Origin of the sequence: Escherichia sp. E10V10 (assembly GCF_004211985.1) — a bacterium.
Taxonomy (GTDB): Bacteria; Pseudomonadota; Gammaproteobacteria; order Enterobacterales; family Enterobacteriaceae; genus Escherichia.
Map to the genome: position 1 here is coordinate 1 of NZ_RHJO01000024.1, position 26,318 is coordinate 26,318.

The 26,318-nt window shown below is 50.6% G+C and carries 22 protein-coding genes and 1 pseudogene; 9 read left to right on the forward strand and 14 right to left on the reverse strand.

The window, feature by feature from the left end; genetic code table 11:
• The 3 genes and pseudogenes from D9736_RS20135 to D9736_RS20145 form a co-directional block, all read left to right on the forward strand.
• A pseudogene (locus tag D9736_RS20135) lies at window positions 1-661 on the forward strand (ISAs1-like element ISEc1 family transposase); the annotation flags it as partial.
• A 15-nt stretch (window positions 662-676) separates the two neighbouring features.
• Window positions 677-985 carry an HNH/endonuclease VII fold putative polymorphic toxin gene (locus tag D9736_RS20140; protein ID WP_240731075.1) on the forward strand — a complete coding sequence of 103 codons (309 nt, stop codon included), beginning with the start codon at window positions 677-679 and terminating at the stop codon, window positions 983-985.
• Window positions 975-1,409, forward strand: a complete 435-nt coding sequence (locus tag D9736_RS20145; protein ID WP_130259026.1) for a hypothetical protein — start codon at window positions 975-977, stop codon at window positions 1,407-1,409. Before D9736_RS20140 ends, D9736_RS20145 begins: the two co-directional genes overlap by 11 nt.
• Before the next feature lie 54 nt (window positions 1,410-1,463).
• Here D9736_RS20145 and D9736_RS20150 read toward each other — a convergent pair whose 3' ends face one another.
• The 3 genes from D9736_RS20150 to D9736_RS20160 all read right to left on the reverse strand — a co-directional run bounded on the left by D9736_RS20150 (window position 1,464) and on the right by D9736_RS20160 (window position 5,083).
• Window positions 1,464-1,706, reverse strand: coding sequence for a SymE family type I addiction module toxin (locus tag D9736_RS20150; protein ID WP_130259040.1), 243 nt, complete (start codon window positions 1,704-1,706; stop codon window positions 1,464-1,466).
• 248 nt (window positions 1,707-1,954) lie between these two features.
• A complete protein-coding gene (locus D9736_RS20155) occupies window positions 1,955-3,004 on the reverse strand; it encodes a GGDEF domain-containing protein (protein WP_130259041.1) in 1,050 nt (349 codons plus the stop codon).
• 102 nt (window positions 3,005-3,106) lie between these two features.
• Window positions 3,107-5,083: an alkyl sulfatase dimerization domain-containing protein gene (locus D9736_RS20160; RefSeq protein WP_130259027.1), complete on the reverse strand. Its 1,977-nt coding sequence runs from the start codon at window positions 5,081-5,083 to the stop codon at window positions 3,107-3,109.
• Window positions 5,084-5,387: 304 nt separating this feature from the next.
• On the opposite strand from D9736_RS20160, the gene pptA reads away from it, so the two are divergent.
• On the forward strand, window positions 5,388-5,615 hold the full coding sequence (gene pptA, locus D9736_RS20165) for a tautomerase PptA (protein WP_130210863.1): 228 nt from the start codon (window positions 5,388-5,390) through the stop codon (window positions 5,613-5,615).
• Window positions 5,616-5,618: 3 nt separating this feature from the next.
• Here pptA and D9736_RS20170 read toward each other — a convergent pair whose 3' ends face one another.
• On the reverse strand, window positions 5,619-6,188 hold the full coding sequence (locus D9736_RS20170; RefSeq protein WP_130259028.1) for a flavin reductase family protein: 570 nt from the start codon (window positions 6,186-6,188) through the stop codon (window positions 5,619-5,621).
• Between the two features lie 174 nt (window positions 6,189-6,362).
• Here D9736_RS20170 and nhoA point away from each other — a divergent pair, with 174 nt between their 5' ends.
• Window positions 6,363-7,208, forward strand: a complete 846-nt coding sequence (gene nhoA, locus D9736_RS20175; RefSeq protein ID WP_130259029.1) for an N-hydroxyarylamine O-acetyltransferase — start codon at window positions 6,363-6,365, stop codon at window positions 7,206-7,208.
• Between the two features lie 108 nt (window positions 7,209-7,316).
• Here the strand turns inward: nhoA and D9736_RS20180 are convergent, their stop codons facing one another.
• The 7 genes from D9736_RS20180 to yddG form a co-directional block, all read right to left on the reverse strand.
• Window positions 7,317-8,210: a PhzF family isomerase gene (locus D9736_RS20180; protein WP_130259030.1), complete on the reverse strand. Its 894-nt coding sequence runs from the start codon at window positions 8,208-8,210 to the stop codon at window positions 7,317-7,319.
• A gap of 79 nt (window positions 8,211-8,289) precedes the next feature.
• The gene (gene narI / locus D9736_RS20185; protein WP_130210515.1) at window positions 8,290-8,970 is read right to left on the reverse strand and encodes a respiratory nitrate reductase subunit gamma; all 681 of its coding nucleotides are present in this window, start codon (window positions 8,968-8,970) and stop codon (window positions 8,290-8,292) included.
• Complete coding sequence (narW, locus tag D9736_RS20190) at window positions 8,967-9,662, reverse strand: nitrate reductase molybdenum cofactor assembly chaperone (protein ID WP_130259031.1); 696 nt, start codon at window positions 9,660-9,662, stop codon at window positions 8,967-8,969. Before narW ends, narI begins: the two co-directional genes overlap by 4 nt.
• The gene (narH, locus tag D9736_RS20195; protein ID WP_130210513.1) at window positions 9,662-11,206 is read right to left on the reverse strand and encodes a nitrate reductase subunit beta; all 1,545 of its coding nucleotides are present in this window, start codon (window positions 11,204-11,206) and stop codon (window positions 9,662-9,664) included. Before narH ends, narW begins: the two co-directional genes overlap by 1 nt.
• A complete protein-coding gene (gene narZ / locus D9736_RS20200; RefSeq protein ID WP_130259032.1) occupies window positions 11,203-14,943 on the reverse strand; it encodes a nitrate reductase Z subunit alpha in 3,741 nt (1,246 codons plus the stop codon). The genes narH and narZ overlap by 4 nt, the downstream gene beginning before the upstream one ends.
• An 81-nt stretch (window positions 14,944-15,024) precedes the next feature.
• Window positions 15,025-16,413: a nitrate/nitrite transporter NarU gene (gene narU, locus D9736_RS20205; protein ID WP_130210509.1), complete on the reverse strand. Its 1,389-nt coding sequence runs from the start codon at window positions 16,411-16,413 to the stop codon at window positions 15,025-15,027.
• Window positions 16,414-16,691: 278 nt separating this feature from the next.
• Window positions 16,692-17,573, reverse strand: a complete 882-nt coding sequence (yddG, locus tag D9736_RS20210) for an aromatic amino acid efflux DMT transporter YddG (protein WP_130210507.1) — start codon at window positions 17,571-17,573, stop codon at window positions 16,692-16,694.
• A 231-nt stretch (window positions 17,574-17,804) separates the two neighbouring features.
• Between yddG and fdnG the strand changes: the two genes are divergently transcribed.
• The 4 genes from fdnG to D9736_RS20235 all read left to right on the forward strand — a co-directional run bounded on the left by fdnG (window position 17,805) and on the right by D9736_RS20235 (window position 22,943).
• A complete protein-coding gene (gene fdnG, locus D9736_RS20220) occupies window positions 17,805-20,852 on the forward strand; it encodes a formate dehydrogenase-N subunit alpha (RefSeq protein ID WP_165383176.1) in 3,048 nt (1,015 codons plus the stop codon).
• A gap of 12 nt (window positions 20,853-20,864) precedes the next feature.
• Window positions 20,865-21,749, forward strand: coding sequence for a formate dehydrogenase N subunit beta (gene fdnH, locus D9736_RS20225; RefSeq protein ID WP_001240583.1), 885 nt, complete (start codon window positions 20,865-20,867; stop codon window positions 21,747-21,749).
• The gene (gene fdnI / locus D9736_RS20230) at window positions 21,742-22,395 is read left to right on the forward strand and encodes a formate dehydrogenase-N subunit gamma (protein ID WP_000045638.1); all 654 of its coding nucleotides are present in this window, start codon (window positions 21,742-21,744) and stop codon (window positions 22,393-22,395) included. Before fdnH ends, fdnI begins: the two co-directional genes overlap by 8 nt.
• A 71-nt stretch (window positions 22,396-22,466) precedes the next feature.
• Window positions 22,467-22,943 carry an NUDIX domain-containing protein gene (locus D9736_RS20235; RefSeq protein ID WP_130259035.1) on the forward strand — a complete coding sequence of 159 codons (477 nt, stop codon included), beginning with the start codon at window positions 22,467-22,469 and terminating at the stop codon, window positions 22,941-22,943.
• Window positions 22,944-22,947: 4 nt separating this feature from the next.
• On the opposite strand, the gene D9736_RS20240 is transcribed toward D9736_RS20235, so the two are convergent.
• The 3 genes from D9736_RS20240 to maeA form a co-directional block, all read right to left on the reverse strand.
• On the reverse strand, window positions 22,948-23,232 hold the full coding sequence (locus D9736_RS20240; RefSeq protein ID WP_004975840.1) for a HigA family addiction module antitoxin: 285 nt from the start codon (window positions 23,230-23,232) through the stop codon (window positions 22,948-22,950).
• Window positions 23,233-23,377: 145 nt separating this feature from the next.
• The gene (gene adhP / locus D9736_RS20245) at window positions 23,378-24,388 is read right to left on the reverse strand and encodes an alcohol dehydrogenase AdhP (protein WP_000642407.1); all 1,011 of its coding nucleotides are present in this window, start codon (window positions 24,386-24,388) and stop codon (window positions 23,378-23,380) included.
• 133 nt (window positions 24,389-24,521) lie between these two features.
• Window positions 24,522-26,219 (reverse strand): malate dehydrogenase, encoded by a 1,698-nt coding sequence (gene maeA / locus D9736_RS20250; RefSeq protein WP_024166593.1) that lies wholly within the window; start codon window positions 26,217-26,219, stop codon window positions 24,522-24,524.
• Window positions 26,220-26,318 lie beyond the last annotated feature (99 nt).

Here is a 26,318-nt window from a genome sequence, read left to right on the forward strand (position 1 = left end):
TAACATGTTGGATATTAAAGGAAAAATTATCACAACTGATGCGATGGGTTGCCAGAAAGATATTGCAGAGAAGATACAAAAACAGGGAGGTGATTATTTATTCGCTGTAAAAGGAAACCAGGGGCGGCTAAATAAAGCCTTTGAGGAAAAATTTCCGCTGAAAGAATTAAATAATCCAGAGCATGACAGTTACGCAATTAGTGAAAAGAGTCACGGCAGAGAAGAGAACCGTCTTCATATTGTTTGCGATGTCCCTGATGAACTTATTGATTTCACGTTTGAATGGAAAGGGCTGAAGAAATTATGCGTGGCAGTCTCCTTTCGGTCCATAATAGCAGAACAAAAGAAAGAGCCAGAAATGACGGTCAGATATTATATCAGTTCTGCTGATTTAACCGCTGAGAAGTTCGCCACAGCGATCCGAAATCACTGGCACGTGGAGAATAAGCTGCACTGGCGTCTGGACGTGGTAATGAATGAAGACGACTGCAAAATAAGAAGAGGAAATGCAGCAGAATTATTTTCAGGGATACGGCACATTGCTATTAATATTTTGACGAATGATAAGGTATTCAAGGCAGGGTTAAGACGTAAGATGCGAAAAGCAGCCATGGACAGAAACTATCTCGCGTCAGTCCTTGCGGGGAGCGGGCTTTCGTAATCTTGCCCTGCGGGCATACCTCGTTCACAGCAACCTAATAGGCAATGGACAGTTGGAAATGATCCTAGAAGAAGGGGACAAACAAATTATAAATATTCAGAAGATTTAGGGTCTCATGGGCGATATTATGAATATACAGATGCCTACGGACATAAAAAAGTTGTAGTCGAGCATACGGCAGATCCCAGGGCACTTGGCCCTCACGCACATGCAGGACAACCTAAACCAGGCGCTGATCCTAGAACATACGATTTCAAAAGTGATAGATATCAGAAAATCAATGACCCTGCAACTAAGGATCATCATATATATTATGAAAATTAGTCTTGAAGATAAATTAAATTTAATTAGAGCAAAAGATTATGCATCTAAATTAAATGGTGTCACTTCCTTTGATGTATCATTCTTACGTAAAAATGACTTCATGTGGCATCGAGAAATGCTAATGGCAATAAATAAAACCAATAATATTATTGAACGGAAAGTTTTCAATTTACCTTTAAATATTAATGATCTAGCGAGAGATGTTGAAAGTACACTGAATGTGAAAAAAGATATTCTTTGCAATATATTCTATAATGGAGAGGTTTGCATATCTCTTCATGTCGAATTTTTTTCAAATTTCATATTGAGTTTGTTTTCGATAAATGAAACATATGATCTTTCATTAGCATTTACATCTCCTGATCGACTAATAGTTTTAAGTGATAATGAATATGATGTTCAGTTATATTATATTCATAAATAATTAATGTATGGCAAGATGGCCGGGAAAGATAAGATCTTCCCGGCTTTTTATTATTTAACTCTCGTTCAGCACACTAAACATCCCGTCCCGCATCCCCTTCACCACCTGTTTAACCTGATAAAGTTCCCTGAGCAGTCCCTGTACTTCGTTGTTATCCGCAAGCAGGATCAGGCAGCCTTCCGGGAGCTTCACGGTAACGCCCGTGCCGATCTCAAATCCCGCTTCCCTCAGCCATTTGGCGCTGATTTTGATCACCGGCGTGTCGCTGCGGTTGGGCAGATGCTGCGCTGGCAGCACGACGGGTAGAGTCGGATGGATGCGCCAGGCGTACCGTGACCACTCGCTGAACGTGGTCACGGAAGTGGTGTTCACCAGCGGTCAGATGCCGGGGAAACGAACGCACCGGAGATTATCTGCTTCAGTTACGACAGATTGGGACGGATGCTGCACAGTCTGGTCTTCGGGAAGATCACTATAAACAAATATTATCACCCGTCAGCCCTTGTTAAGAGCGGAGAGACGTAATCTGGCCAGTCCCCTAATGCTTATAAAGCCCATCGATTTCGCCCATTTTCTTTCGCCCGGTATAACGCGGCGTCGGCATCTGAAACAATTTGTTCAGCCGTTTTTGCGGGAGCAGAACAGGCAATCCCCTGACTAACCGTAACAAATGCACTAACAGCAGATGCCTGATGCGGGATAGCTGCCAGTTTAAGTTCTTGCTTCACTCTGGCTGCTACCGCCTCAGCTTCCGGCAATGTTGCATTAAAAAGTAGAATGGCAAACTCTTCGCCACCATAACGAGCGACTATATCTTCAGGCTGGCGTATTGCGCGTTGCAGGGCGTCGGCAACTTGTATCAAACATTTATCGCCCGCTGGGTGCCCGTAGGTGTCGTTGTAGCGTTTAAAAAAATCGACATCCAACATAATGAGAGCAAATGACCCGCCGTTATCTATCGCGTCGTGTAAGATACTGTTCATTGCACGTCGGTTTGCTATCCCAGTTAAAGGATCACGATGTGCTAATGCATCAAGGCGATTAATTAACTGGTTGTTGTACTTGTTTTGTTGCCATGCTTCTTCAAACCAACGTAATAAAATAAGTCGCCCACCATATAGCGCCAGTGAAAAAAGGCTCCAGATAACAGCGAAATGAACATTCACATGCTGATTGAGAACAAGACTGGCTAACGGGATGCTAAACCATAATGGAGTGATGAATGCGAGTAATGATGGCGTGTGAAAATACAGCGCAACAACGGCACTAAGCATTAACAATACACACAGAGGATAAGCAAAAGGTAGCGTCCAGTGTGCAATGAAATAAAAGCAACACCATGACCATAACAGGCTTAGAATGACCAATAGTTGCTGAATATACAGCACTTTTTTTCGGGAGATGAGCAATAAAAGGCCACTAATCAGCAGAATGCCGAAAGATGAAATATCAATAGTATGTACAAGGTTTTTCTCATTAAACCCTGAAGTCATGTCCTCATTAAACAAAATACCACGCAGCAAAATCATCGATGAAAAACAGATGTTAATCAAGGCAAACCACGGCAGGCTAATCGACATTCCGCGAATAACCATATCCTGGCGATTTTTCCACGAACAATGAGCGTTTTTTCTTTTAGCAGAAACCATTTCTTATAACCAGAAAAGGGCAGGAAACCTGCCCGATTTATACTGAATTTATGGTGTCACCATATTGAACCAAAACTCAAAATTATCCATATAACCTAACAGCTCGTTGAGTTTTTCCGCATTGCCAGTAATTTTGACATCTCCTTTGTCTGTGGCTTCTTTCAGCGTCTCTTCTTTCAATACAATTTTGTTCAATACATCACGAGACAGAGTGATAGTGGCATCAGCATCCGAAGCCTCTACACCAGCGGTATGATTGAGAACACCATTTTCAAGCTCCACTTTATAGGTGCCGCCATCTTCACCAAAATCGAAATTCAACACGGCTTTGGCGTCTGCCGCTTTCTCACCATTAATATGGACGGCAAGATAATCAAAGAACATCTCTGGCGTCATTGCACGCACAGTGTCAGGGCTGGCAGTATTTGGGGTTGGTAATTTTTGTACACCGTTACGCAATTCCTGTGCGCCAGTGAGATAGAAATTACGCCACGGCCCAGATTCAGCCTGATAGCCTAACTGCTCAAGCGCATCAGCTTCCAGATTTCTCGCTGCCTGGTTGTTTGGATCCGCAAACACCACCTTACTGACAACCTGAGCAACCCAGCGGAAATTACCCTGGTCATAATCCTGTTTGGCTTTTTGTAAAATGGCATCAGCACCGCCCATATACTCGACAAATTTCTTTGCGCCTTCTTCTGGCGGCAGTTCATCAAGCGTTGCGGGGTTACCATCAAACCAGCCGAGATAAAGCACGTAAGTTGCTTTCACATCATGGCTCACCGAACCGTAATAGCCGCGATTCGCCCAGGTGTTAGCCAGTGAAGAGGGCAGTTTAAAGTTTGCGGCAATTTCATCACGGGTCATCCCCTGATTTGCCATACGCAGAGTTTGATCATTGATGTAACGATACAAATCACGCTGGCTTTTAAGCAGCTTGACCACGTTATCGTTGCCCCAGGTTGGCCAGTGATGTTGAGCGAGAATAATCTCGGCTTTATCACCCCATAAATTGAGTGCTTCGTTAATATATTTTGACCACGGCAGCGGTTGGCGAATTTTGGCACCACGCAGCGAATAAGTGTTGTGAAGGGTGTGCGTGACATCTTCTGCCGTTTCGATCAGTTTCTTTTCTTCAATAAACCACAGCATTTCAGAAGGCGCTTCGGAACCTGGCGCCATCAGAAAATCATAGGTCAACCCGTCAATAGTTTCTTTTTGCCCGGTTTTGGTGATGTAGTTAGTAGGAGCAATCAACGTGACCGTTCCTGCTGAAGTGGTTGTTCCCAGTCCCGCGCCGACCTGGCCTTTAACATCAGGTTTCAATAAGTTGCCATACATATAACTGGCTCGTCGGCTCATCACATTGCCAGCCATAATATTTTCGGAAACGGCCTCCTCCAAAAATCCGGCTGGCGCATAGATTTTAACTTTGCCTGATTTAACGTCAGCTTCATCAATTACGCCGCGAACACCACCGTAGTGATCGACATGACTGTGTGTGTAGATAACCGCCACTACCGGTTTCTGGCCGCGATTTTTGTAATAGAGATCCATCCCAACTTTGGCTGTTTCTGCTGAAACAAGTGGATCAACGACGGTAATACCCTCTTTGCCTTCAATGATGGTCATATTTGATAAATCAAGGTTACGAATCTGATAGACACCTTCAGTCACTTCAAATAATCCGCTGATATTTATCAGTTGCGCCTGACGCCATAAACTTGGATTCACCGTATCAGGGGCTTTATCGCCTTCTTTGATAAAAGCGTATTGTTGTGGATCCCAGATAACATTTCCTTGTTCGCCCTTAATCACGTCCTGAGGAATAGGGGCAATAAAACCTTTATGGGCATCAGTAAAGTCAGTGTTATCGGAAAACGGCAACTGGTTATAGAGTAAATTGTTTGCTTGCTGCGTGGCTGCGGTGGCGTTTTTAGGGGCTTCCGCCGCGAGGAGAGGTAAGGAACTGGTGGTGAATAATCCCGTTATTAGCAGACTTTTAACAATATGATTAAGCTGCATCTTAAGTGTCTCCAGAATGGATTTTTATTGAGGGTAATTACGGATGAAAATTTTTAGTGAGGGCAAGAATAACTATAATGGGCGTTAACAAATTGGCAAGCCGGGAACTTGTGTTTTCTTAATGGCATGTTGGCGAAGAATATATTCTGCAAGTTAACGTTTTCGTTGGCGCTTTATTTAAAAGTGTGTAGTACAAATATGTACAATTTCAAGTAGGCATTATTGCCGTAAAAACGCATTACCGGACACACGACATTCACAACGTGTGTTAATTTTACTGACATCTTTCAAAAGGAGCACAATCATGCCGCACATAGACATTAAATGTTTTCCGCGTGAACTGGACGAACAACAAAAAGCAGCGCTTGCTGCAGATATTACCGACGTTATTATTCGCCATCTGAACAGTAAAGACAGTTCGATAAGCATTGCGCTACAGCAGATTCAACCAGAATCATGGCAAGCTATCTGGGACGCCGAAATTGCGCCCCAAATGGATGCCTTGATAAAGAAACCTGGTTACAGCATGTAATGCTTAACCAGCCGTAACACGCTTGCCGCTGGTAACAAACGTGCCAGCACCTAAATGATGTAGTGTATTGAGCTTATCATCATCAAACTGCCAGCGGCCTTCGACAAATACCCGTGCGTCTGCCGCTGCTGATACCACTTCGCCGAACAGCGTGTCGTATTTCTCTTGCGCGGAAGTCGCTGGTAGCAATCGGCACTCCATCCATGCCAGACATTTCTCTTCAACAAGTGGCAAACCAAGCACCGGACCTTTCACCACCGGAATGCCATAGCAATTAAATTTATCTTCTTCACGCCCAGATACACTTCCCACTGCCCACGTCCAGTTAGTCGCTGCAACGCCTGGGATAACGATGCCAAATTTACCGTTACGCTCAATCAACCCCCTCGTCCATGTCGATTTATCTACCACAATCGCCACGCGTGGAGGTTCAAACTCCACCGGCATTGACCAGGCTGCCGCCATAATGTTACGCCGCTGGGATTGCTCATCTAAACTGGTGATCAGGACAGTAGGGCCATGATTTAACAGACGGCTGGCATGGTGTAATTCTACGGGGATGAATCGGCTCACGGTATCGCCTCGCTAAGAAGGTTGTTTTAAAAGCGTAGCTCGTAACGCAATAAGCAACGAAATTAACGGGATCGGCGATTTGCGAACGTGATGCATGTCCGCGATCGCACAAAATAGCCTGTGCAGCGTCTATTCCAGGTTATAAGTTGATAAAACCACTAACGGAAACGCCTGATGACGCCCATTCTGAATCATTATTTTGCCCGCATTAACTGGTCGGGAGCTGCTGCGGCCAATATCGATACGCTTCGAGCATTACACCTGAAACACAATTGCACCATTCCATTTGAAAATCTTGATGTACTGCTGCCGAGGGAAATGCAGCTTGATGATCAATCTCTGGAAGAGAAATTGGTGTTCGCCCGGCGTGGCGGTTATTGCTTTGAACAGAATGGCGTGTTTGAGCGGGTATTACGCGAGCTGGGTTTTCATGTACGTAGTCTGTTAGGGCGCGTAGTGTTATCTAATCCACCATCCTTACCGCCGCGCACGCACCGTCTGTTGTTAGTAGAACTGGAAGGTGAACAATGGATTGCCGACGTTGGTTTTGGTGGTCAGACGCTGACCGCGCCAATCCGTTTAGTGCCGGATATCGCGCAAACAACGCCACATGGCGAATATCGGCTGTTACAGGAAGGGGACGACTGGGTTTTGCAGTTTAATCATCATCAGCACTGGCAGTCGATGTACCGTTTTGATCTCTGCGAGCAGCAACAAAGCGATTATGTGATGGGTAATTTCTGGTCGGCGCACTGGCCACAATCGCATTTTCGCCATCATTTGTTAATGTGCCGCCATTTGCCGGACGGTGGCAAGCTGACACTGACCAATTTTCATTTCACCCATTATGAAAATGGTCACGTAGCAGAGCAGCAGAATTTGCCAGATGCGGCGTCGTTGTATGCCGTGATGCAGGAGCAGTTTGGACTGGGTGTGGATGATGCGAAACATGGGTTTACTGTGGATGAGCTGGCGCAGGTGATGGCAGCGTTTGATACGCATCCGGAAGCGGGGAAATAGTTGGTGCCAGAGTGCCGGATGCGGCGTAAACGCCTAATCCGGCGGTTGTAGGCCTGATAAGCGAAGCGCATCAGGCAATTTGTTTTTCTGCCATCTATTGCAACGGTTTCAGAGTTCAATTGCCCATTCAGCATGGAAAAGAATCACCGCAGTGCCAGAAATGGTGACACTCTCCGGCTGGTTATCGCGAATTGTCACCGTCACATCAATCACTCCATCACGACCCAATGCGCGCCCCTGATGGCCTTTAACACGCAACATGCTGCCATCGTGGGGCAATACGTTGTGATGTACCAACCATGCACCCATCGGGCCATTGGCATTGCCGGTCACCGGATCTTCCACAATACCAATCGCAGGCGAGAACATGCGACCATCGGTTTCATTTTTGCCTGGGCGGATCTGGAACGGGAAGAAACCATTGCAGCCAATCAGTTTACTGATAGCGGTTAGTGCAGCAAGGTCAGGCGAAAGGGCGTCGATATCCACTTCTGTTTTCAGCGGAATCATCACTTTTGAGTGTCCTGTTGTTGCGACCTGAATTGGCAAGCCTGGCAAAATATCGTCTTCAGTGAGATGAAGCGCGTTAATAATCGCCGCACGTGTCTCACCTTCCAGCGGTGGCTCAAAGCCAGGAGAACCTTGTTCCAGCGAAATACGATAATCATCGTTGTGCTTTTCGATAGTCACGCGGTGTTTTCCTGCCAGCGACGTTTGCCAGACGGTGCAATTTCCCAAACCTAATACCTTCGAACGTACATAATGTGCTGCCACGGTCGCGTGACCACAAATCGGCACTTCAACTGTTGGCGTAAAGTAGCGGATGTGCACATCGCTGTCGTCGCTGTGCAGCAGAAAAGCAGTTTCCGAATGCCCTAATTCGCGGGCGATAAGTTGCATTTGCGCTTCGCTAAGATTATCGGCAGGGAAAACAACACCGGCAGAATTGCCGCGAAACGGTTGAGAGGTAAAAGCATCGACGTGGTAAACCTGCGGTTTCATTAACGTTCTCCTGTGGCTGGAGAACTATCATAGCCTGCAACAGGCCGGAGAGCGAAGGGCTATCCGGCCAGGGTAATGATTATCGCCGCGAACGCACAATCTGATACCGACGAGTAAAGTACTCAAACGGCGCGCTCCAGACATGCACCAGTCGGGTGAACGGGAAGAGCAGGAAGATGGTCATTCCCAATACCAGATGAACGCGAAAGATATAAGCTACGCCATCAAGATGCGTCGATGCGCCGCCCTGGAAAGTGACAATGCTTTGCGCCCAGCCCACCAGCTTCATCATTTCACTGCCGTCCGGATGTTGTGCTGAAAAGGGAATGGTGGTTAACCCAAGAATGCACTGAATTAACAAAATGGCGAGGATCAGGATATCCGCACCAGAAGACGTCGCCCTGATACGCGGATTTGTTAAACGACGCACCAGCAGCCCCGCACCGCCAATCAACGTTAATACACCGCAAATACCACCGAGCACCATCGCCATCTGTTGTTTTACCGCCACCGGCAGAAACCACGCGTACATCCAGTGCGGCGTTAACATGCCAAACAGATGACCGAAGAAGATCCCCAGAATGCCGATATGGAACAAGTTCGACCACAGCACCATCCCGCGTTTATCCAGCATCTGGCTGGAGGCGGCGCGCCAGCTATACTGCCCGTAATCGTAGCGCAGCCAGCTTCCAAGGATAAAAACCGTGCCACACAAGTACGGGTAGATATCGTAAAAAAAGACGTTCAGATACTGAATCATTTCCCACCTCCCGCACTGATGTCGACATACTGCGGCGCGACATCCTGGCTAAAGCGTCGCTGATATTGATTGAGCGGCGAGCTGTCACACGCCGTGGCGTTATCTTCAATAAACTTCACCTGTTCCTCTTCCCACACCGCATCCAGCGCCTGACGGGTGTCGTCGCGCTCTTCGCTGCGAATTTGTTTAGTGACACTGTCACTTGAAAGTGTACTTCCCGCCAGATGCAGTAGGGCGTCAAACAACGAATACCACGGTGCCTCGCGTTGTTTTAAGCGTCCGCCAAGCAGGGCGAGGATCGGCGCAACGTTGAGTAACCCTTCTTTCGCCTGGTCGTCCGGCAGTACGCTTAAATACTCCAGATACAGCGGCAGATAATCAGGCAGTTCCCGACAATCCAGTTGCAGACCGACCTTTTCATACTCCGCCAGCAGGTTCACCATTGCCTGGCCTCGATCGCGGGACTCGGCATGAACATGTTCGAACAGCAGCAGCGATGTGGTACGTCCACGGTCAAACACTTCGCACCATTCGGCCTGTTTATCCAGCAGCGGCGCGTTAAGCAGGTTACGGGTGAAATCCGTAAGCATCGGCGCGTCGCGGCGGATCAACACCAGCGCGTCCTCCTTGCATTCCCATAACAGCTCGTCCGGATACTCCATCAACAGGCCGATCACTTTGAGGATCTGCATTATTCGCCCTCCGCTTTATTGCGTACTTCGGTAATGTCGATGGCATCAATTCGGCTACTATTGAACAGGTTGAATTTGCTGTCCGAGCCGTGGCAACCGTCGCCAAAAGTAAAGCCGCAGCCGTTGCGTTCTGCGAAGGCGTCGCCCGCCATTTCACGATGACTGGTCGGAATGACAAAACGATCTTCATAGTTGGCGATAGCGAGATAGCGATACATATCTTCGACCTGAGCGACGCTCAAACCCACTTCGTCGATGGCGCGGGTATCCGTTACGCCTTCTACGGTTTGTGAACGCATATAGTGGCGCATCGCCATCATCCTTTTTAGCGCCCGCAGTACCGGGCCGGTATCGCCAGCACTCAACATATTGGCGAGATATTGCACCGGAATACGCAGGCTTTCGATGGCGGGGAGCACGCCTTCGCTTTTCGGCAAACCGCCCGCATCAGCGTAGGACTGAATCGGCGACAACGGAGGAACGTACCAGACCATCGGCAGGGTGCGATATTCAGGGTGCAGCGGTAGCGCCAGTTTCCAGTCCATCGCCATTTTGTAGACTGGCGAACGCTGGGCAGCTTCAATCACATTTTGCGGGATACCTTGTTTCAGGGCTTCCTCGATCACTGAGGGATCGTGCGGATCGAGGAATACTTCGCACTGGCGCTCATAGAGATCAACTTCACGCTCGGTGCTCGCCGCCTCCTCAATGCGGTCGGCGTCGTAAAGCAGCACGCCAAGATACCGGATGCGACCCACGCAGGTTTCTGAGCACACGGTGGGTTGGCCTGACTCAATTCGCGGGTAACAGAAGATACATTTTTCTGACTTGCCGCTTTTCCAGTTGAAGTAGATTTTTTTGTACGGACAACCGCTAATGCACAAACGCCAGCCACGACATTTATCCTGATCGATCAGCACAATGCCGTCTTCTTCGCGTTTGTAGATAGCGCCGCTGGGGCAGGTCGCCACGCAGCTGGGGTTGAGGCAGTGTTCGCACAGGCGCGGCAGATACATCATGAAGGTGTTTTCAAACTGCCCGTACATCTCCTTTTGCATGGCCTCGAAGTTGCGGTCGCGGGCGCGTTTTTCGAACTCGCCGCCCAGCAGTTCTTCCCAGTTTGGGCCCCAGATCACCTTGTCCATCCGCTTACCGTCAATCAGCGAACGCGGGCGGGCGGTGGGAATATGTTTACCTTCCGGCGCGCTATGCAAGTGTTCGTAGTCGAAGGTGAAAGGTTCGTAGTAATCGTCAATCTGCGGGACGACCGGGTTGGCGAAAATTTTGGTAATCACGCCCATCTTGCTGCCCAGACGCGGACGGATCTTACCGTTGACATCGCGGACCCAGCCGCCTTGCCACTCTTCCTGATCTTCCCAGTTTTTCGGATAACCAATGCCCGGTTTGGTTTCGACGTTGTTAAACCATGCGTACTCCATGCCTTCGCGTCCGGTCCAGACGTTTTTGCAGGTCACCGAACAGGTATGGCAGCCGATACATTTGTCGAGGTTAAGCACCATGCCGACTTGCGAACGTATTTTCATTTTTTCGCCTCCTGTACCTGATCGCGACCTTCATCATCCAGCCAGTTAACGTTCTTCATCTTGCGGATCATGATGAATTCGTCGCGGTTCGAGCCGACGGTGCCGTAGTAGTTGAAGCCCCAGGCCAGTTGCGCGTAACCGCCAATCATATGCGTCGGTTTCGGGCAAACGCGGGTGACCGAGTTATGAATGCCGCCGCGCATGCCGGTTACTTCCGAGCCGGGGATATTCATAATGCGTTCCTGGGCGTGATACATCATGGTCATACCCGGCGGTACGCGCTGGCTAACAACCGCACGAGCTGTCAGCGCGCCGTTGGCGTTAAACACTTCCACCCAGTCGTTATCGACAATGGTCAGTTCACGGGCATCGGTTTCGCTGATCCAGACAATCGGCCCGCCGCGAGAAAGCGTCAGCATCAGCAGGTTTTCACTGTAGGTGGAGTGAATGCCCCATTTCTGGTGCGGCGTCAGGAAGTTAAGTGCTTTTTCCGGGAAGCCGTTTGGCGGGATCTGGCGCATTTCACTGACGCTGCGGGTGTCGATAGGCGGGCGATAAGCCACCAGGCTTTCACCAAAAGCACGCATCCACGGATGATCCTGATACAGCTGCTGACGGCCCGACAGCGTGCGCCACGGAATTAACTCATGAACGTTGGTGTATCCGGCGTTGTAGGAGACGTGATCGCTTTCCAGACCGGACCAGGTGGGGCTGGAGATAATTTTACGCGGCTGCGCCTGAATATCGCGAAAGCGAATCTTCTCGTCCTCTTTGTGCAGCGCCAGATGGGTATGTTCGCGTCCGGTGATTTCGCCCAGCGCCTGCCACGCTTTGACCGCCACATGACCGTTGGTTTCCGGTGCCAGCGCCAGAATCACTTCTGATGCATCAATGGCGGTGTCAATCAGCGGACGCCCCTGCGCCGGGCCATCGCGTTTGGTGTAATTGAGTTTGCCGAGGAAATCGATTTCATCCTGGGTATTCCACGAAATCCCTTTACCGCCGTTGCCAAGTTTATCCATCAGTGGCCCGAGCGAGGTAAAGCGTTCATAGGTAGCAGGGTAGTCGCGTTCCACCGCCACAATATTCGGCGCGGTTTTACCCGGGATCAGGTCGCATTCGCCTTTGCGCCAGTCGAGCACTTCACACGGCTGGGAGAGCTCTGCCGGAGAGTCGTGTAACAACGGTTGCAGCACAACATCCGTTTCTTTGCCGAGATGTCCCACGCACACTTGCGAAAAGGCTTTGGCGATACCTTTGTAGATTTCCCAGTCGCTGCGTGATTCCCACGCCGGATCGACCGCCGCAGAAAGTGGATGAATAAACGGATGCATATCCGAGGTATTCATATCGTCTTTTTCGTACCAGGTGGCGGTGGGCAGAACAATATCGGAGAAAAGACAGGTGCTGGACATACGGAAGTCGAGCGTCACCAGCAGGTCCAGCTTGCCTTCAATCGCTGCAGTTTGCCACTCAACTTCTTCCGGTTGGATTCCCTCCGTCGGTCCAAGTTCTTCCCCCTGAATGCCACTTTCCGTACCCAGCAGATACTTCTGCATATACTCGTGGCCCTTGCCGGAAGAGCCAAGCAGGTTTGAACGCCAGACAAACAAGTTACGCGGATGGTTGCTGCCGTTGTCCGGCTGTTCGCAGGCCATGCGTAACTCACCTGACTTCAGTGCCTGGGCGGTAAATTCGGCGGGTGATAATCCGGCCTTGTCGGCTTCGGCTTTCAGGGAGAGCGGGTTACGCCCCAGCTGCGGCGCAGAAGGGAGCCAGCCCATACGTTCGGCGCGAACGTTGAAATCAATCAGATGACCGCTGTATTTACTGGCGTCGGCGAGCGGTGAGAGCAATTCCTGCGCGGTGACTTTTTCATAGCGCCACTGGCTGGAGTGATTGTAGAAAAACGAGGTGCTGTTCATCTGGCGCGGTGGACGGTTCCAGTCGAGCGCAAAGGCCAGCGGCAACCAGCCGGTTTGTGGGCGCAGTTTTTCCTGACCGACATAGTGCGCCCAGCCGCCGCCGCTTTGCCCGACACAACCGCAGAAGATCAGCATATTGATCATCCCACGGTAGTTCATATCCATGTGATACCAGTGGTTGACGCCTGCACCGAGGATAATCATCGAGCGCCCATGCGTTTTATGGGCGGTATCGGCAAATTCGCGGGCGATGGTTTCAATATACTGGCGCGGTACGCCGGTAATTTGCTCACCCCAGGCTGGGGTGTACGGTTTGATTTCAGCGTAATCTTTCGCGCTGCTTTCATCTTCCAGCCCGCGATCGAGGCCGTAATTCGCCAGTACCAAATCATAAACGCTGACGACCGGACAGTTGCTGCCATCGGCTAATGTCAGGTTTTTAACGGGTAATTGACGCACCAGGACAGGATCGTGTTTTACGCTGCGAAAGTGCGGATTTTCAATGCCGCCAAAGTAGGGGAAGGCCACGCCTGCAACGGTGTCGTGTTGACCGAGCAGGGTTAACGACAGTTCGGTTTCCGTACCGGCGGCAATGGATTCCAGATTCCATTTGCCTTTTTCGCCCCAGCGGAAACCAATCGAACCGTTCGGCACCACCAGTTCACCTGCGGTATTAACCGCCACGGTTTTCCACTGCGGATTGTTGCTTTCGCCCAGTCCATCCACCAGGTCAGACGCGCGGATCATACGCCCGGGAACATAGCTGCCATCTTCACGTGGTTCAAGCATTACCAGCATCGGCATGTCGCTGTAGCGGCGGCAGTAGTTGATAAAGTAATCGCTGGGATTATCGAGATGAAACTCTTTTAAAATCACATGGCCCATCGCCATCGCCAGCGCGCTATCAGTGCCTTGCTTTGGCGCCAGCCACTGGTCGCACAGCTTTGCCACTTCCGAGTAGTCAGGGGTAATGGCGATAGTTTTGGTGCCTTTGTAGCGCACTTCAGTAAAGAAGTGAGCGTCTGGCGTGCGCGTCTGCGGTACGTTAGATCCCCAGGCGATGATGTAGCTGGAGTTATACCAGTCGGCAGATTCTGGCACGTCGGTTTGCTCGCCCCAGGTCATTGGCGAGGCGGGCGGCAGGTCGCAATACCAGTCGTAGAAACTTAAACAGGTGCCGCCAAGCAGCGACAGATAACGCGTTCCGGCGGCGTAAGATACCATCGACATCGCCGGAATCGGTGAGAATCCGGCAACGCGATCCGGGCCGTAAGTTTTGATGGTCCAGACGTTAGCGGCGGCAATCAGCTGGTTTAGTTCCTGCCAGTTGGAGCGGATAAAGCCGCCGCGCCCACGCACTTGTTTGTAGCTCAGGCACTTTTGCGGATCGTTCATAATCGATGCCCACGCCAGTACCGGATCGCTGTGCTGTTTAAGGGCTTCGCGCCACAGTTCAATCAGTCGCTTACGAATTAGCGGGTATTTCAGGCGGTTAGCGCTGTAAAGATACCAGGAGTAACTTGCGCCGCGTGGGCAGCCGCGAGGTTCATGATTGGGCAGATCAGGGCGAGTGCGCGGGTAGTCGGTCTGCTGGATTTCCCAGGTCACCAGGCCATTTTTAACGTAGATTTTCCAGCTACAGGAGCCAGTACAGTTAACGCCGTGGGTGGAACGCACGATTTTGTCGAATTGCCAACGCTGACGATAGCTATCTTCCCAGTCGCGGTTGCTATGCATCACCTGTCCGTGACCATCGGCAAAGGTTTCGCCCTTTTGTTTGAAGTAGCGAAAGCGATCCAAAAGTTTACTCATGACATGACTCCTGCTCCAGGAATGATTTGGGATCTGATGCCTTGTCGGATGCGACACGGTTGTACACCAGGCATCGATCTCTTATTTTTGGCTGAACTTCCGCCGACCATAAACCAGCCAGGTCAGCAGCACACAGATGATGTAAAAGATTAAAAACACTTTCATCGCGCCCACTGGCGAGCCGGTCATATTCAGCGACATGCCAAATGCTTGTGGAATAAAGAAGCCGCCCACCGCGCCGATGGCCGAAATAAAGCCCAGCGCCGCCGCCGTTTCAGTGATTGCTTCTCGCTGGGCCTGTTCATCGCTGCCGCCTTTCATCTTCACGCGATAAACCGTTATCTGGCGAAAGATGACAGCGATCATCTGGAAAGTAGAACCACTTCCCAAACCCGCGGTAAGGAATAACCCCATAAACACAGCGTAAAATGCGATGAAATTGCCGGAACCCGTGCCAGGTAGGGTAAGGAACAGCAGGGCGCTGAAAATCGCCATAAAAATGAAGTTGATAAGCGTCACCCGCACGCCGCCAAATTTATCGGAAATAGCACCACCCACCGACCGCGCGATGGCACCGATAAATGGGCCAAAGAACGCCAGGCGCAGAATATTCACATCCGGGAACTGTGTTTTTGCCAGCATGGCAAATCCGGCGGAAAAACCGATAAACGAGCCAAAGGTAGCGAGATAGAGCAGACTCAGCAGCCACAGATGCAACCGTTGCAAAACGGGCAACTGGTCAGCAATTGACGCACGTGAGCTGGCAATATCATTCATCCCTGACCAGGCGGCGATCGTGGCAATCGCCAGTAGCGGCACCCAAATCCATGCAGCATTCGCCAGCGACATCACCGAACCATCGGCCTGCGGTACGCCATTGACGCCAAGAAAAGCAAATACCGGTACAAAAATCACCAGCGGCGCAACCAGTTGCATCACGCTGACGCCTAAATTCCCCAACCCGCCATTAATCCCTAATGCACTGCCTTGTTTGGCTTTCGGGAAGAAAAAACTGATATTTCCCATACTCGAAGCAAAGTTCGCGCCAGCAAAACCACAGAGCAAAGCAATAACAATAAATATCCCAAAAGGAGTATTCGGATTTTGCACAGCAATACCGAGCCAGACGCAAGGAATAATCAGAATCGCGGTACTAAAAACTGTCCAACGGCGTCCACCGAATATAGGCACCATAAAGGAGTAGGGAACACGCAATAATGCGCCGGAAACGGAAGGTAAGGCGGTTAATAAAAAAAGCTGATCGGTAGTGAAATTAAAGCCGATTTTATTGAGATTAACGGCAACTGCGCTAAATAACATCCAGACACAGAAGGCAAGGAGTAAACAACTTACTGATATCCAGAGGTTTCTTCGGGCAATGTGTTTTCCTTTATTTTCCCAGAATGCCGGATTTTCTGGCTTCCAGTCGCGCAAAAGGTAACGATTATTTTTCTCATTTTGTAGTGCCATATTCTTCCTCACATGCACACATTGTTAATGAAAAAAAGACAAGGCAGGACATTGGACGCAATGGTCCGTTATTAGAATTAAGAGTAAATAGAGTGAAGTGCTGATTGAAAGAATAGATAACAAAGCGAAACTGCGGGGGGAGAAAGTTGATTATCTGAATGGATATGTGTTACCGAATGTAACAATGATGCATCATATTTGTTACTGATTCTTAGACTAACATACGGCAAACGTATTTGTTGCCGTATGAATCGTGGCTTTATTGTCGTAGCCTTTGCTTATCGTTGACGCGTTGCCAGCCAGCAGAGCAGGGAACCGCCGCAGACCATCAATGCGCCTTGCCAGAAAGAGAACGATAGCGGAGCACTAAGCAGTACCGCAGCAAGCGCCGACGAAAGCACAGGCGTAAAATACGAACCTACCGCCATAATGGTGACGTTGCCATGTAAAATGCCGACGTTCCACGCAGCGTAAGCAAATCCTAAGGTAAATGCCGCTGAGATAAGTTTTATAATGACGGGCGTGCTAAATACCATCTCCGGTTGCGGCGTTAAAAAATAGTAAACCCACAAACTTGCTCCTGTCAGCAGGACGAAAACGGTAATACCGTTAAATCCACGGGCATATTTATTGGTGACCGTGCAATAAGCGGCCCAGATAAAAGCACCAATAAAAGCCAGGCAATAACTCAACGGGCTGGTAGTGATATTGTTGATAATTTCATCCGGCTTGAGGCCATTTTCACCCCCTAATACCCAGCAGACGCCACCAAGGGCTAATAATAATCCTGGTACAATCAGCCAGTTGGTTTTCTGGCCATTAAACAGAATGGCAAAAAGTATCGTCAGACTGGGCCATAAATAGTTCACCATGCCCACTTCAATTGCCTGATGGCGGGTTGCTGCATACCCTAAGGAAAGTGCCAGACAGATTTCATAGCTGACGAATAAGAAACTCCCCGCAAGTAAATAACCTTTCGGGATCTGCCGAATGCGCGGAAATCCAACCGTGAAGATTAACAGCAGCCCGCTTAATGAATAAATAGCTGCGGCGCCGCCGACCGGGCCGAGCCCCTCGCTGACACCGCGAATCAATCCTACCATCGTGCTCCACAGGACGATCGCTATTAGCCCTATGAGCGTTGCTTTTTGTCGTGTCATGCTCGCTGTCTAGTCTCTCTTGCCGTTAAAAATTAAGCTGAAATTTATAGCATTTTTTTAACCAGGCTGTCAGGCAGTGGTGTGTTTTTCTACCGCCATTGAGGTAGGTCAATTTGCGCAGGCGGATTATTTTGTGGCAAACACGTGTTCTTTTTGATTTCGCGCAAAAAGATTCAGAATTTTACTGTTAGTTTCCTCGCGCAGTAATACCCCTGAAAAAAGAGGAAAGCAATGGACGTCAGTCGCAGACAATTTTTTAAAATCTGCGCGGGCGGTATGGCGGGAACAACAGTAGCGGCATTGGGCTTTGCCCCGAAGGAAGCACTGGCTCAGGCGCGAAACTATAAATTATTACGCGCGAAAGAGATCCGTAACACCTGCACATACTGTTCCGTAGGTTGCGGGCTATTGATGTATAGCCTGGGTGATGGCGCGAAAAACGCCAGAGAAGCGATTTATCACATTGAAGGTGACCCGGATCATCCGGTAAGCCGTGGTGCGTTATGCCCGAAAGGGGCCGGTTTGCTGGATTACGTCAACAGCGAAAACCGTCTGCGCTACCCGGAATATCGTGCGCCAGGTTCTGACAAATGGCAGCGCATTAGCTGGGAAGAAGCATTCTCCCGTATTGCGAAGCTGATGAAAGCTGACCGTGACGCTAACTTTATTGAAAAGAACGAGCAGGGCGTAACGGTAAACCGTTGGCTTTCTACCGGTATGCTGTGTGCCTCCGGCGCCAGCAACGAAACCGGGATGTTGACGCAGAAATTTGCCCGCTCCCTCGGGATGCTGGCGGTAGACAACCAGGCGCGCGTCTGACACGGACCAACGGTAGCAAGTCTTGCTCCAACATTTGGTCGCGGTGCGATGACCAACCACTGGGTGGATATCAAAAACGCTAACGTCGTAATGGTGATGGGCGGTAACGCTGCTGAAGCGCATCCCGTCGGTTTCCGCTGGGCGATGGAAGCGAAAAACAACAACGATGCAACCTTGATCGTTGTCGATCCCCGTTTTACGCGTACCGCTTCTGTGGCGGATATTTACGCACCTATTCGTTCCGGTACGGACATTACGTTCCTGTCTGGCGTTTTGCGCTACCTGATCGAAAATAACAAAATCAATGCTGAATACGTTAAGCATTACACCAACGCCAGCCTGCTGGTGCGTGATGATTTTGCTTTCGAAGACGGCCTGTTCAGCGGCTATGACGCTGAAAAACGCCAGTACGATAAGTCGTCCTGGAACTATCAGTTCGATGAAAACGGCTATGCGAAACGCGATGAAACACTGACTCATCCGCGCTGTGTGTGGAACCTGCTGAAAGAGCACGTTTCCCGCTACACGCCGGACGTTGTTGAAAACATCTGTGGTACGCCAAAAGCCGACTTCCTGAAAGTGTGTGAAGTGCTGGCCTCCACCAGCGCGCCGGATCGCACAACCACCTTCCTGTACGCGTTGGGCTGGACGCAGCACACCGTGGGTGCGCAGAACATCCGTACTATGGCGATGATCCAGTTACTGCTCGGTAACATGGGTATGGCCGGTGGCGGCGTGAACGCATTGCGTGGTCACTCCAACATTCAGGGTCTGACCGACTTAGGCCTGCTCTCTACCAGCCTGCCGGGTTATCTGACGCTGCCGTCAGAAAAACAGGTTGATTTGCAGTCGTATCTGGAAGCGAACACGCCGAAAGCGACGCTGGCTGATCAGGTGAACTACTGGAGCAACTATCCGAAGTTCTTCGTTAGCCTGATGAAATCTTTCTACGGCGATGCCGCGCAGAAAGAGAATAACTGGGGCTACGACTGGCTGCCGAAGTGGGATCAGACCTACGACGTCATCAAGTATTTCAACATGATGGACGAAGGCAAAGTCACCGGTTATTTCTGCCAGGGCTTCAACCCGGTTGCGTCCTTCCCGGACAAAAACAAAGTGGTGAGCTGCCTGAGCAAGCTGAAGTACATGGTGGTTATCGATCCGCTGGTGACTGAAACCTCTACCTTCTGGCAGAACCACGGCGAGTCGAACGATGTCGATCCGGCGTCTATTCAGACTGAAGTATTCCGTCTGCCTTCGACCTGCTTTGCTGAAGAAGATGGTTCTATCGCTAACTCCGGTCGCTGGTTGCAGTGGCACTGGAAAGGTCAGGACGCGCCGGGCGAAGCGCGTAACGACGGCGAAATTCTGGCTGGCATCTACCATCATCTGCGCGAGCTGTACAAAGCCGAAGGTGGTAAAGGCGTAGAACCGCTGATGAAGATGAGCTGGAACTACAAGCAGCCGCACGAACCGCAATCTGACGAAGTGGCAAAAGAGAACAACGGCTATGCGCTGGAAGATCTCTATGATGCTAATGGCGTGCTGATTGCGAAGAAAGGTCAGTTGCTGAGTAGCTTTGCGCATCTGCGTGATGACGGTACAACCGCATCTTCTTGCTGGATCTACACCGGTAGCTGGACAGAGCAGGGCAACCAGATGGCTAACCGCGATAACTCCGACCCATCCGGTCTGGGGAATACGCTGGGATGGGCCTGGGCGTGGCCGCTCAACCGTCGCGTACTCTACAACCGTGCTTCGGCGGATATCAACGGTAAACCGTGGGATCCGAAACGGATGCTGATCCAGTGGAACGGCAGCAAGTGGACGGGTAACGATATTCCGGACTTCGGCAATGCCGCACCAGGTACGCCAACCGGGCCGTTTATCATGCAGCCGGAAGGGATGGGACGCCTGTTTGCCATCAACAAAATGGCGGAAGGTCCGTTCCCGGAACACTACGAGCCAATTGAAACGCCGCTGGGCACTAACCCGCTGCATCCGAACGTGGTATCTAACCCGGTTGTTCGTCTGTATGAACAAGACGCGCTGCGGATGGGTAAAAAAGAGCAGTTCCCGTATGTGGGTACGACCTATCGTCTGACTGAGCACTTCCATACCTGGACCAAGCACGCGTTGCTCAACGCAATCGCCCAGCCGGAACAGTTTGTGGAAATCAGCGAAACGCTGGCGGCGGCGAAAGGCATTGCCAATGGCGATCGAGTCACTGTCTCAAGCAAGCGTGGCTTTATCCGCGCGGTGGCTGTGGTAACGCGCCGTCTGAAACCGCTGAATGTAAACGGTCAGCAGGTTGAAACGGTGGGTATTCCAATCCACTGGGGCTTTGAGGGTGTCGCGCGTAAAGGTTATATCGCTAACACTCTGACGCCGAATGTCGGTGATGCAAACTCGCAAACGCCGGAATATAAAGCGTTCTTAGTAAACATCGAGAAGGCGTAAGGGGGCGAACAGATGGCTATGGAAACGCAGGACATTATCAAAAGGTCCGCAACTAACTCCATCACGCCGCCTTCGCAGGTGCGTGATTACAAAGCAGAAGTCGCGAAACTTATCGACGTTTCTACCTGTATCGGCTGTAAAGCCTGTCAGGTGGCGTGTTCGGAGTGGAACGACATCCGTGATGAAGTGGGGCACTGCGTCGGGGTTTACGATAACCCCGCCGATCTGAGCGCCAAGTCCTGGACGGTGATGCGCTTTAGCGAAACCGAACAGAACGGCAAGCTGGAGTGGCTGATCCGTAAAGACGGCTGTATGCACTGTGAAGATCCGGGCTGCCTGAAGGCGTGCCCGTCTGCTGGTGCAATCATTCAGTACGCTAACGGGATTGTCGATTTCCAGTCGGAAAACTGCATCGGCTGTGGTTACTGCATTGCCGGGTGTCCGTTTAATATTCCGCGCCTCAACAAAGAGGATAACCGGGTATATAAATGCACGCTCTGCGTCGATCGCGTCAGCGTCGGCCAGGAACCGGCTTGTGTGAAAACCTGTCCGACCGGGGCTATCCACTTCGGCACCAAGAAGGAGATGCTGGAGCTGGCGGAACAGCGCGTGGCGAAACTGAAAGCGCGCGGTTACGAACATGCTGGCGTCTACAACCCGGAAGGGGTCGGTGGTACGCACGTCATGTACGTGCTGCATCATGCCGATCAGCCGGAGCTGTATCATGGTCTGCCGAAAGATCCGAAGATCGATACATCGGTAAGCCTGTGGAAAGGCGCGCTGAAACCGCTGGCAGCGGCTGGCTTTATCGCCACTTTTGCCGGGTTGATTTTCCACTACATCGGTATTGGCCCGAATAAGGAAGTGGACGATGACGAGGAGGAGCATCATGAGTAAGTCGAAAATGATTGTGCGCACGAAGTTTATCGATCGCGCCTGTCACTGGACCGTGGTGATTTGCTTCTTCCTGGTGGCGCTGTCCGGGATTTCGTTCTTCTTCCCGACGCTGCAATGGCTGACGCAAACCTTCGGTACGCCGCAGATGGGACGCATTTTGCACCCGTTCTTCGGCATTGCGATTTTCGTCGCGCTGATGTTTATGTTCTTCCGCTTTGTGCATCACAACATCCCGGATAAGAAAGATATTCCGTGGCTGTTGAACATTGTTGAAGTATTGAAAGGCAATGAGCACAAAGTGGCGGATGTTGGTAAGTACAACGCCGGACAGAAGATGATGTTCTGGTCGATCATGAGCATGATTTTTGTGCTGCTGGTGACCGGGGTGATTATCTGGCGTCCGTACTTTGCGCAGTACTTCCCGATGCAGGTTGTCCGTTACAGTCTGCTGATCCACGCGGCTGCCGGTATCATCCTGATCCACGCCATCCTGATCCATATGTATATGGCATTTTGGGTGAAAGGATCGATTAAAGGGATGATCGAAGGGAAGGTAAGCCGTCGCTGGGCGAAGAAACACCATCCGCGCTGGTATCGTGAAATCGAGAAGGCAGAAGCGAAAAAAGAGAGTGAAGAAGGGATATAATCTCTTTTGAACTTTAAGCTGAAAATGGCGCTGTAAAAGGCGCCATTTTTTTATCTGACATGGAGGTTATTATGCGTATACGCCCTGCAGCAAGATTATTTGTTCTCAGCGCCGATAATCGGGTGCTGTTATTTCGTTTTCAGCATACTGATGATGCGCTTACCGGAAGACAATACTGGGCTACGCCTGGTGGTGGGTTGGAACATAACGAGTCTTTCGAAGAGGCTGCGTTAAGGGAGTTGCAGGAAGAAACAGGCATTTCCCGCCAGTCAGCCGGACCACAAATAGCCAGCCAAAGATTCACCATGATGTTACCGAGCGGAGAAAGCGTTATCGCCGATGAGCGTTTCTTTATGATCCGCGTAGCGCAAAAAGAGACTGAATTTTCTGGCTGGAGTCATCATGAAAAGCTCGTTATAGGCGATCACCGCTGGTGGTCACTGGAGGAATTGCGCCAGACAAAAGATACTGTATTTCCGCTGGAGTTGCTTGTCGATTTCCTTTCGAAACAGGTGTCGCAGAGAAATCCAGCGGTCGGAAATGAGTAAATATTTACTGCGCAGCCAGACGGCGCAGTCGCGACACATCGACCGTTTTTTCTGCCTCTGCCAGACTCCAGGCGTTTTGCAGATTCAGCCACATTTGCGGCGAACTGCCGATCACCACGGAAAGTTTAATTGCCATTTCTGGCGTCAAAGCTGCTTTTCCGGTCAGCAATCGGCTTGCCGTTGAGGGCGCAATTTCCATTGCTCTGGCAAACTCGCGCAGGCTGACATTAAGTTCGTCCAGTGATTCCTGAATAATGTCCCCCGGGCGGGGATGATTGGCCATTTTCATCAGTGTCTTTACTCTCAGTAGTGTTCCTTCACTGGGAACACTATCATTATTGTTCCTTCCTACGCAACAATAATCCATTTAGCCATTTCATGTTGGAGAGTGTGCGATGCTGCGACCCGAACATAGCAGTCGCAGCAAAGGCCTCTTAGCGACGGAAATCAATCACCATACGGCCACGGATTTTGCCTTCTTCCATCTCGGTAAAGATGGTGTTGATGTCCGCTAACGGACGCAGGGCGACTTTCGGCACCACTTTGCCTTCGGCGGCAAACTGGAAGGCTTCGGTTAGATCCTGGCGCGTGCCGACCAGCGAACCGACCACTTCGATACCATCCAGCACAAGGCGTGGGATATCCAGGCTCATAGACTCCGGCGGCAGACCGACAGCCACAACACGACCGCCTGCTCGTACAGCATCAACCGCCGAGTTAAACGCAGCTTTAGCTACCGCTGTTACCACCGCAGCGTGAGCGCCACCGGTTTTCTCCTGCACAATTTTGGCGGCGTCTTCGGTGCGTGAGTTAATCGCTAAATCAGCGCCCATTTCGGTTGCCAGTTTTAACTGCTCATCATTGACATCAATGGCGATCACTTTAGCGTTAAAGACATTCTTCGCGTATTGCAGGGCGAGGTTACCCAGACCGCCAAGACCGTAGATAGCAATCCACTGACCGGGACGAATTTTTGACAGTTTAACGGCTTTGTAGGTGGTGACGCCCGCGCAGGTAATACTGCTGGCCGCCGCCGAGTCCAGGCCATCTGGCACTTTTACCGCATAATCGGCGACCACGATGCACTCTTCCGCCATCCCGCCATCAACGCTGTATCCGGCATTTTTTACCGAACGACAGAGAGTTTCGTTACCACTATTACAGTATTCGCAATGACCGCATCCTTCGTAAAACCACGCCACGCTGGCGCGATCGCCTGGTTTTAATGAGGTGACACCGGGGCCAACTTCTGCGACCACACCAATACCTTCATGACCCAAAATCACACCGGTCTTATCACCAAAATCGCCATTCTTAACATGAAGATCGGTATGACATACACCACAACACTCCATTTTCAGCAGGGCTTCGCCATGTTTCAGTGAGCGCAGTGTTTTATCCGTAACGTCAACATGATGATCCTTCGTAACAACCGCAGCCTTCATAGTTCCTCCTTTTCGGATGATGTTCTGCATAGCAGGTGAGGCAAATGAGATTTATTCGCCACTACCCAGTATGGATGAGATCTGAAAAAGGGAGAGAAAAATTGCCCGGTAGCCTTCACTACCGGGCGCAGGCTTAGATGGAGGTACGGCGGTAGTCGCGGTATTCGGCTTGCCAGAAATTATCATCAATGGCCTGTTGCAAAGCTTCGGCAGACGTTTTCACCGCCACGCCTTGCTGCTGCGCCATTTTGCCAACCGCAAACGCAATTGCGCGGGAGACTTTCTGAATATCTTTCAGTTCCGGTAGTACCAGACCTTCGCCGTTCAGGACCAGCGGCGAATACTGAGCAAGCGTTTCACTTGCCGACATCAGCATCTCATCGGTGATACGTGACGCGCCGGAAGCAATAACGCCCAGCCCGATGCCCGGGAAAATAAAGGCGTTGTTACACTGGGCGATAGGGTAGATTTTATCTTTCCATACCACTGGGTTAAACGGACTGCCAGTGGCGACCAGCGCGTTACCTTCGGTCCAGGCGATAATGTCCTGCGGTGTGGCTTCCACGCGTGAGGTCGGGTTAGACAGCGGCATCACGATCGGACGCGGACAGTGTTTGTGCATCTCACGGATGATTTCTTCGGTGAAAAGCCCGGCCTGTCCGGAGACGCCGATCAGAATATCCGGTTTGACATTGCGCACCACATCCAGCAGTGACAGCACATCGCTGTCGGTATCCCAGTCACTGAGATTTTCGCGCTTCTGCACCAGTTTGGTCTGGAAAGGCAGCAAGTTCGGCATCTTGTCGGTAAGCAGGCCAAAGCGATCGACCATAAAGACTTTCTGCCGCGCCGCTTCCTCGCTTAATCCTTCGCGCTGGGTCTGGGCGATGATCATTTCGGCAATGCCGCATCCCGCTGAACCTGCACCGAGGAAGACAATCTTTTTCTCGCTCAGTTGGCCACCTGCCGCGCGGCTGGCTGCGATCAGTGTGCCTACCGTTACCGCCGCGGTTCCCTGAATATCATCATTAAAGGAACAAATTTCATTGCGATAGCGGTTAAGCAGTGGCATCGCATTTTTTTGCGCGAAGTCTTCAAACTGTAACAGCACGTCCGGCCAGCGTTGTTTCACAGCCTGGATAAATTCATCAACGAATTCATAGTATTCGTCGTCAGTGATACGCGGATTACGCCAGCCCATATACAGCGGATCGTTAAGCAGCTGTTGGTTATTCGTCCCGACATCCAGCACCACCGGAAGGGTATACGCCGGGCTGATGCCGCCACAGGCGGTATAGAGCGACAGTTTACCGATCGGAATGCCCATCCCGCCGATGCCCTGGTCACCAAGCCCCAGAATACGTTCACCGTCAGTCACCACAATCACTTTAATATTATGGTTCGGCACGTTTTGCAGAATATCGTCCATATTGTGGCGGTTCTGGTAAGAGATAAACACGCCGCGTGAACGGCGGTAGATCTCAGAAAAACGCTCACAGGCTGCGCCGACGGTTGGGGTATAAATAACAGGCATCATCTCATCAAGATGATTGTTTACCAGACGGTAGAAGAGGGTTTCGTTGGTGTCCTGGATATTACGCAGGTAGATGTGCTTGTCGATTTCGGTTTTGAATCCCTGATACTGGATCCACGCACGTTCCGCTTGTTCTTCGATGGTTTCGACCACTTCCGGCAGTAACCCCAGCAGGTTGAAGTTACGGCGTTCTTCCATGCTGAAGGCGCTGCCTTTATTCAACAACGGAAATTCCAGTAGTACAGGGCCAGCGTAAGGAATATAAAGCGAACGCTGTTTTTTTGTTTTTGGTTCCATGTCACTCACTCTTTTTTGAATATCCATCCCTGGGGTGCTTTTATCTTCTTTGCTTTACCGCCAGGGCGTCGGCCCCAAGTATAAAGCAGATAAAAACAA

What these genes read in the sequence shown, in the direction of transcription:
- D9736_RS20145 (WP_130259026.1), top strand. Translation starts at nt 975, where the DNA reads ATGAAAATTAGTCTTGAAGATAAATTAAATTTAATTAGAGCAAAAGAT.
- D9736_RS20155 (WP_130259041.1), bottom strand. Translation starts at nt 3,004, where the DNA reads ATGGTTATTCGCGGAATGTCGATTAGCCTGCCGTGGTTTGCCTTGATT.
- D9736_RS20160 (WP_130259027.1), bottom strand. Translation starts at nt 5,083, where the DNA reads ATGCAGCTTAATCATATTGTTAAAAGTCTGCTAATAACGGGATTATTC.
- pptA (WP_130210863.1), top strand. Translation starts at nt 5,388, where the DNA reads ATGCCGCACATAGACATTAAATGTTTTCCGCGTGAACTGGACGAACAA.
- nhoA (WP_130259029.1), top strand. Translation starts at nt 6,363, where the DNA reads ATGACGCCCATTCTGAATCATTATTTTGCCCGCATTAACTGGTCGGGA.
- D9736_RS20180 (WP_130259030.1), bottom strand. Translation starts at nt 8,210, where the DNA reads ATGAAACCGCAGGTTTACCACGTCGATGCTTTTACCTCTCAACCGTTT.
- narI (WP_130210515.1), bottom strand. Translation starts at nt 8,970, where the DNA reads ATGATTCAGTATCTGAACGTCTTTTTTTACGATATCTACCCGTACTTG.
- narW (WP_130259031.1), bottom strand. Translation starts at nt 9,662, where the DNA reads ATGCAGATCCTCAAAGTGATCGGCCTGTTGATGGAGTATCCGGACGAG.
- narH (WP_130210513.1), bottom strand. Translation starts at nt 11,206, where the DNA reads ATGAAAATACGTTCGCAAGTCGGCATGGTGCTTAACCTCGACAAATGT.
- narZ (WP_130259032.1), bottom strand. Translation starts at nt 14,943, where the DNA reads ATGAGTAAACTTTTGGATCGCTTTCGCTACTTCAAACAAAAGGGCGAA.
- narU (WP_130210509.1), bottom strand. Translation starts at nt 16,413, where the DNA reads ATGGCACTACAAAATGAGAAAAATAATCGTTACCTTTTGCGCGACTGG.
- yddG (WP_130210507.1), bottom strand. Translation starts at nt 17,573, where the DNA reads ATGACACGACAAAAAGCAACGCTCATAGGGCTAATAGCGATCGTCCTG.
- fdnH (WP_001240583.1), top strand. Translation starts at nt 20,865, where the DNA reads ATGGCTATGGAAACGCAGGACATTATCAAAAGGTCCGCAACTAACTCC.
- fdnI (WP_000045638.1), top strand. Translation starts at nt 21,742, where the DNA reads ATGAGTAAGTCGAAAATGATTGTGCGCACGAAGTTTATCGATCGCGCC.
- D9736_RS20235 (WP_130259035.1), top strand. Translation starts at nt 22,467, where the DNA reads ATGCGTATACGCCCTGCAGCAAGATTATTTGTTCTCAGCGCCGATAAT.
- D9736_RS20240 (WP_004975840.1), bottom strand. Translation starts at nt 23,232, where the DNA reads ATGAAAATGGCCAATCATCCCCGCCCGGGGGACATTATTCAGGAATCA.
- adhP (WP_000642407.1), bottom strand. Translation starts at nt 24,388, where the DNA reads ATGAAGGCTGCGGTTGTTACGAAGGATCATCATGTTGACGTTACGGAT.
- maeA (WP_024166593.1), bottom strand. Translation starts at nt 26,219, where the DNA reads ATGGAACCAAAAACAAAAAAACAGCGTTCGCTTTATATTCCTTACGCT.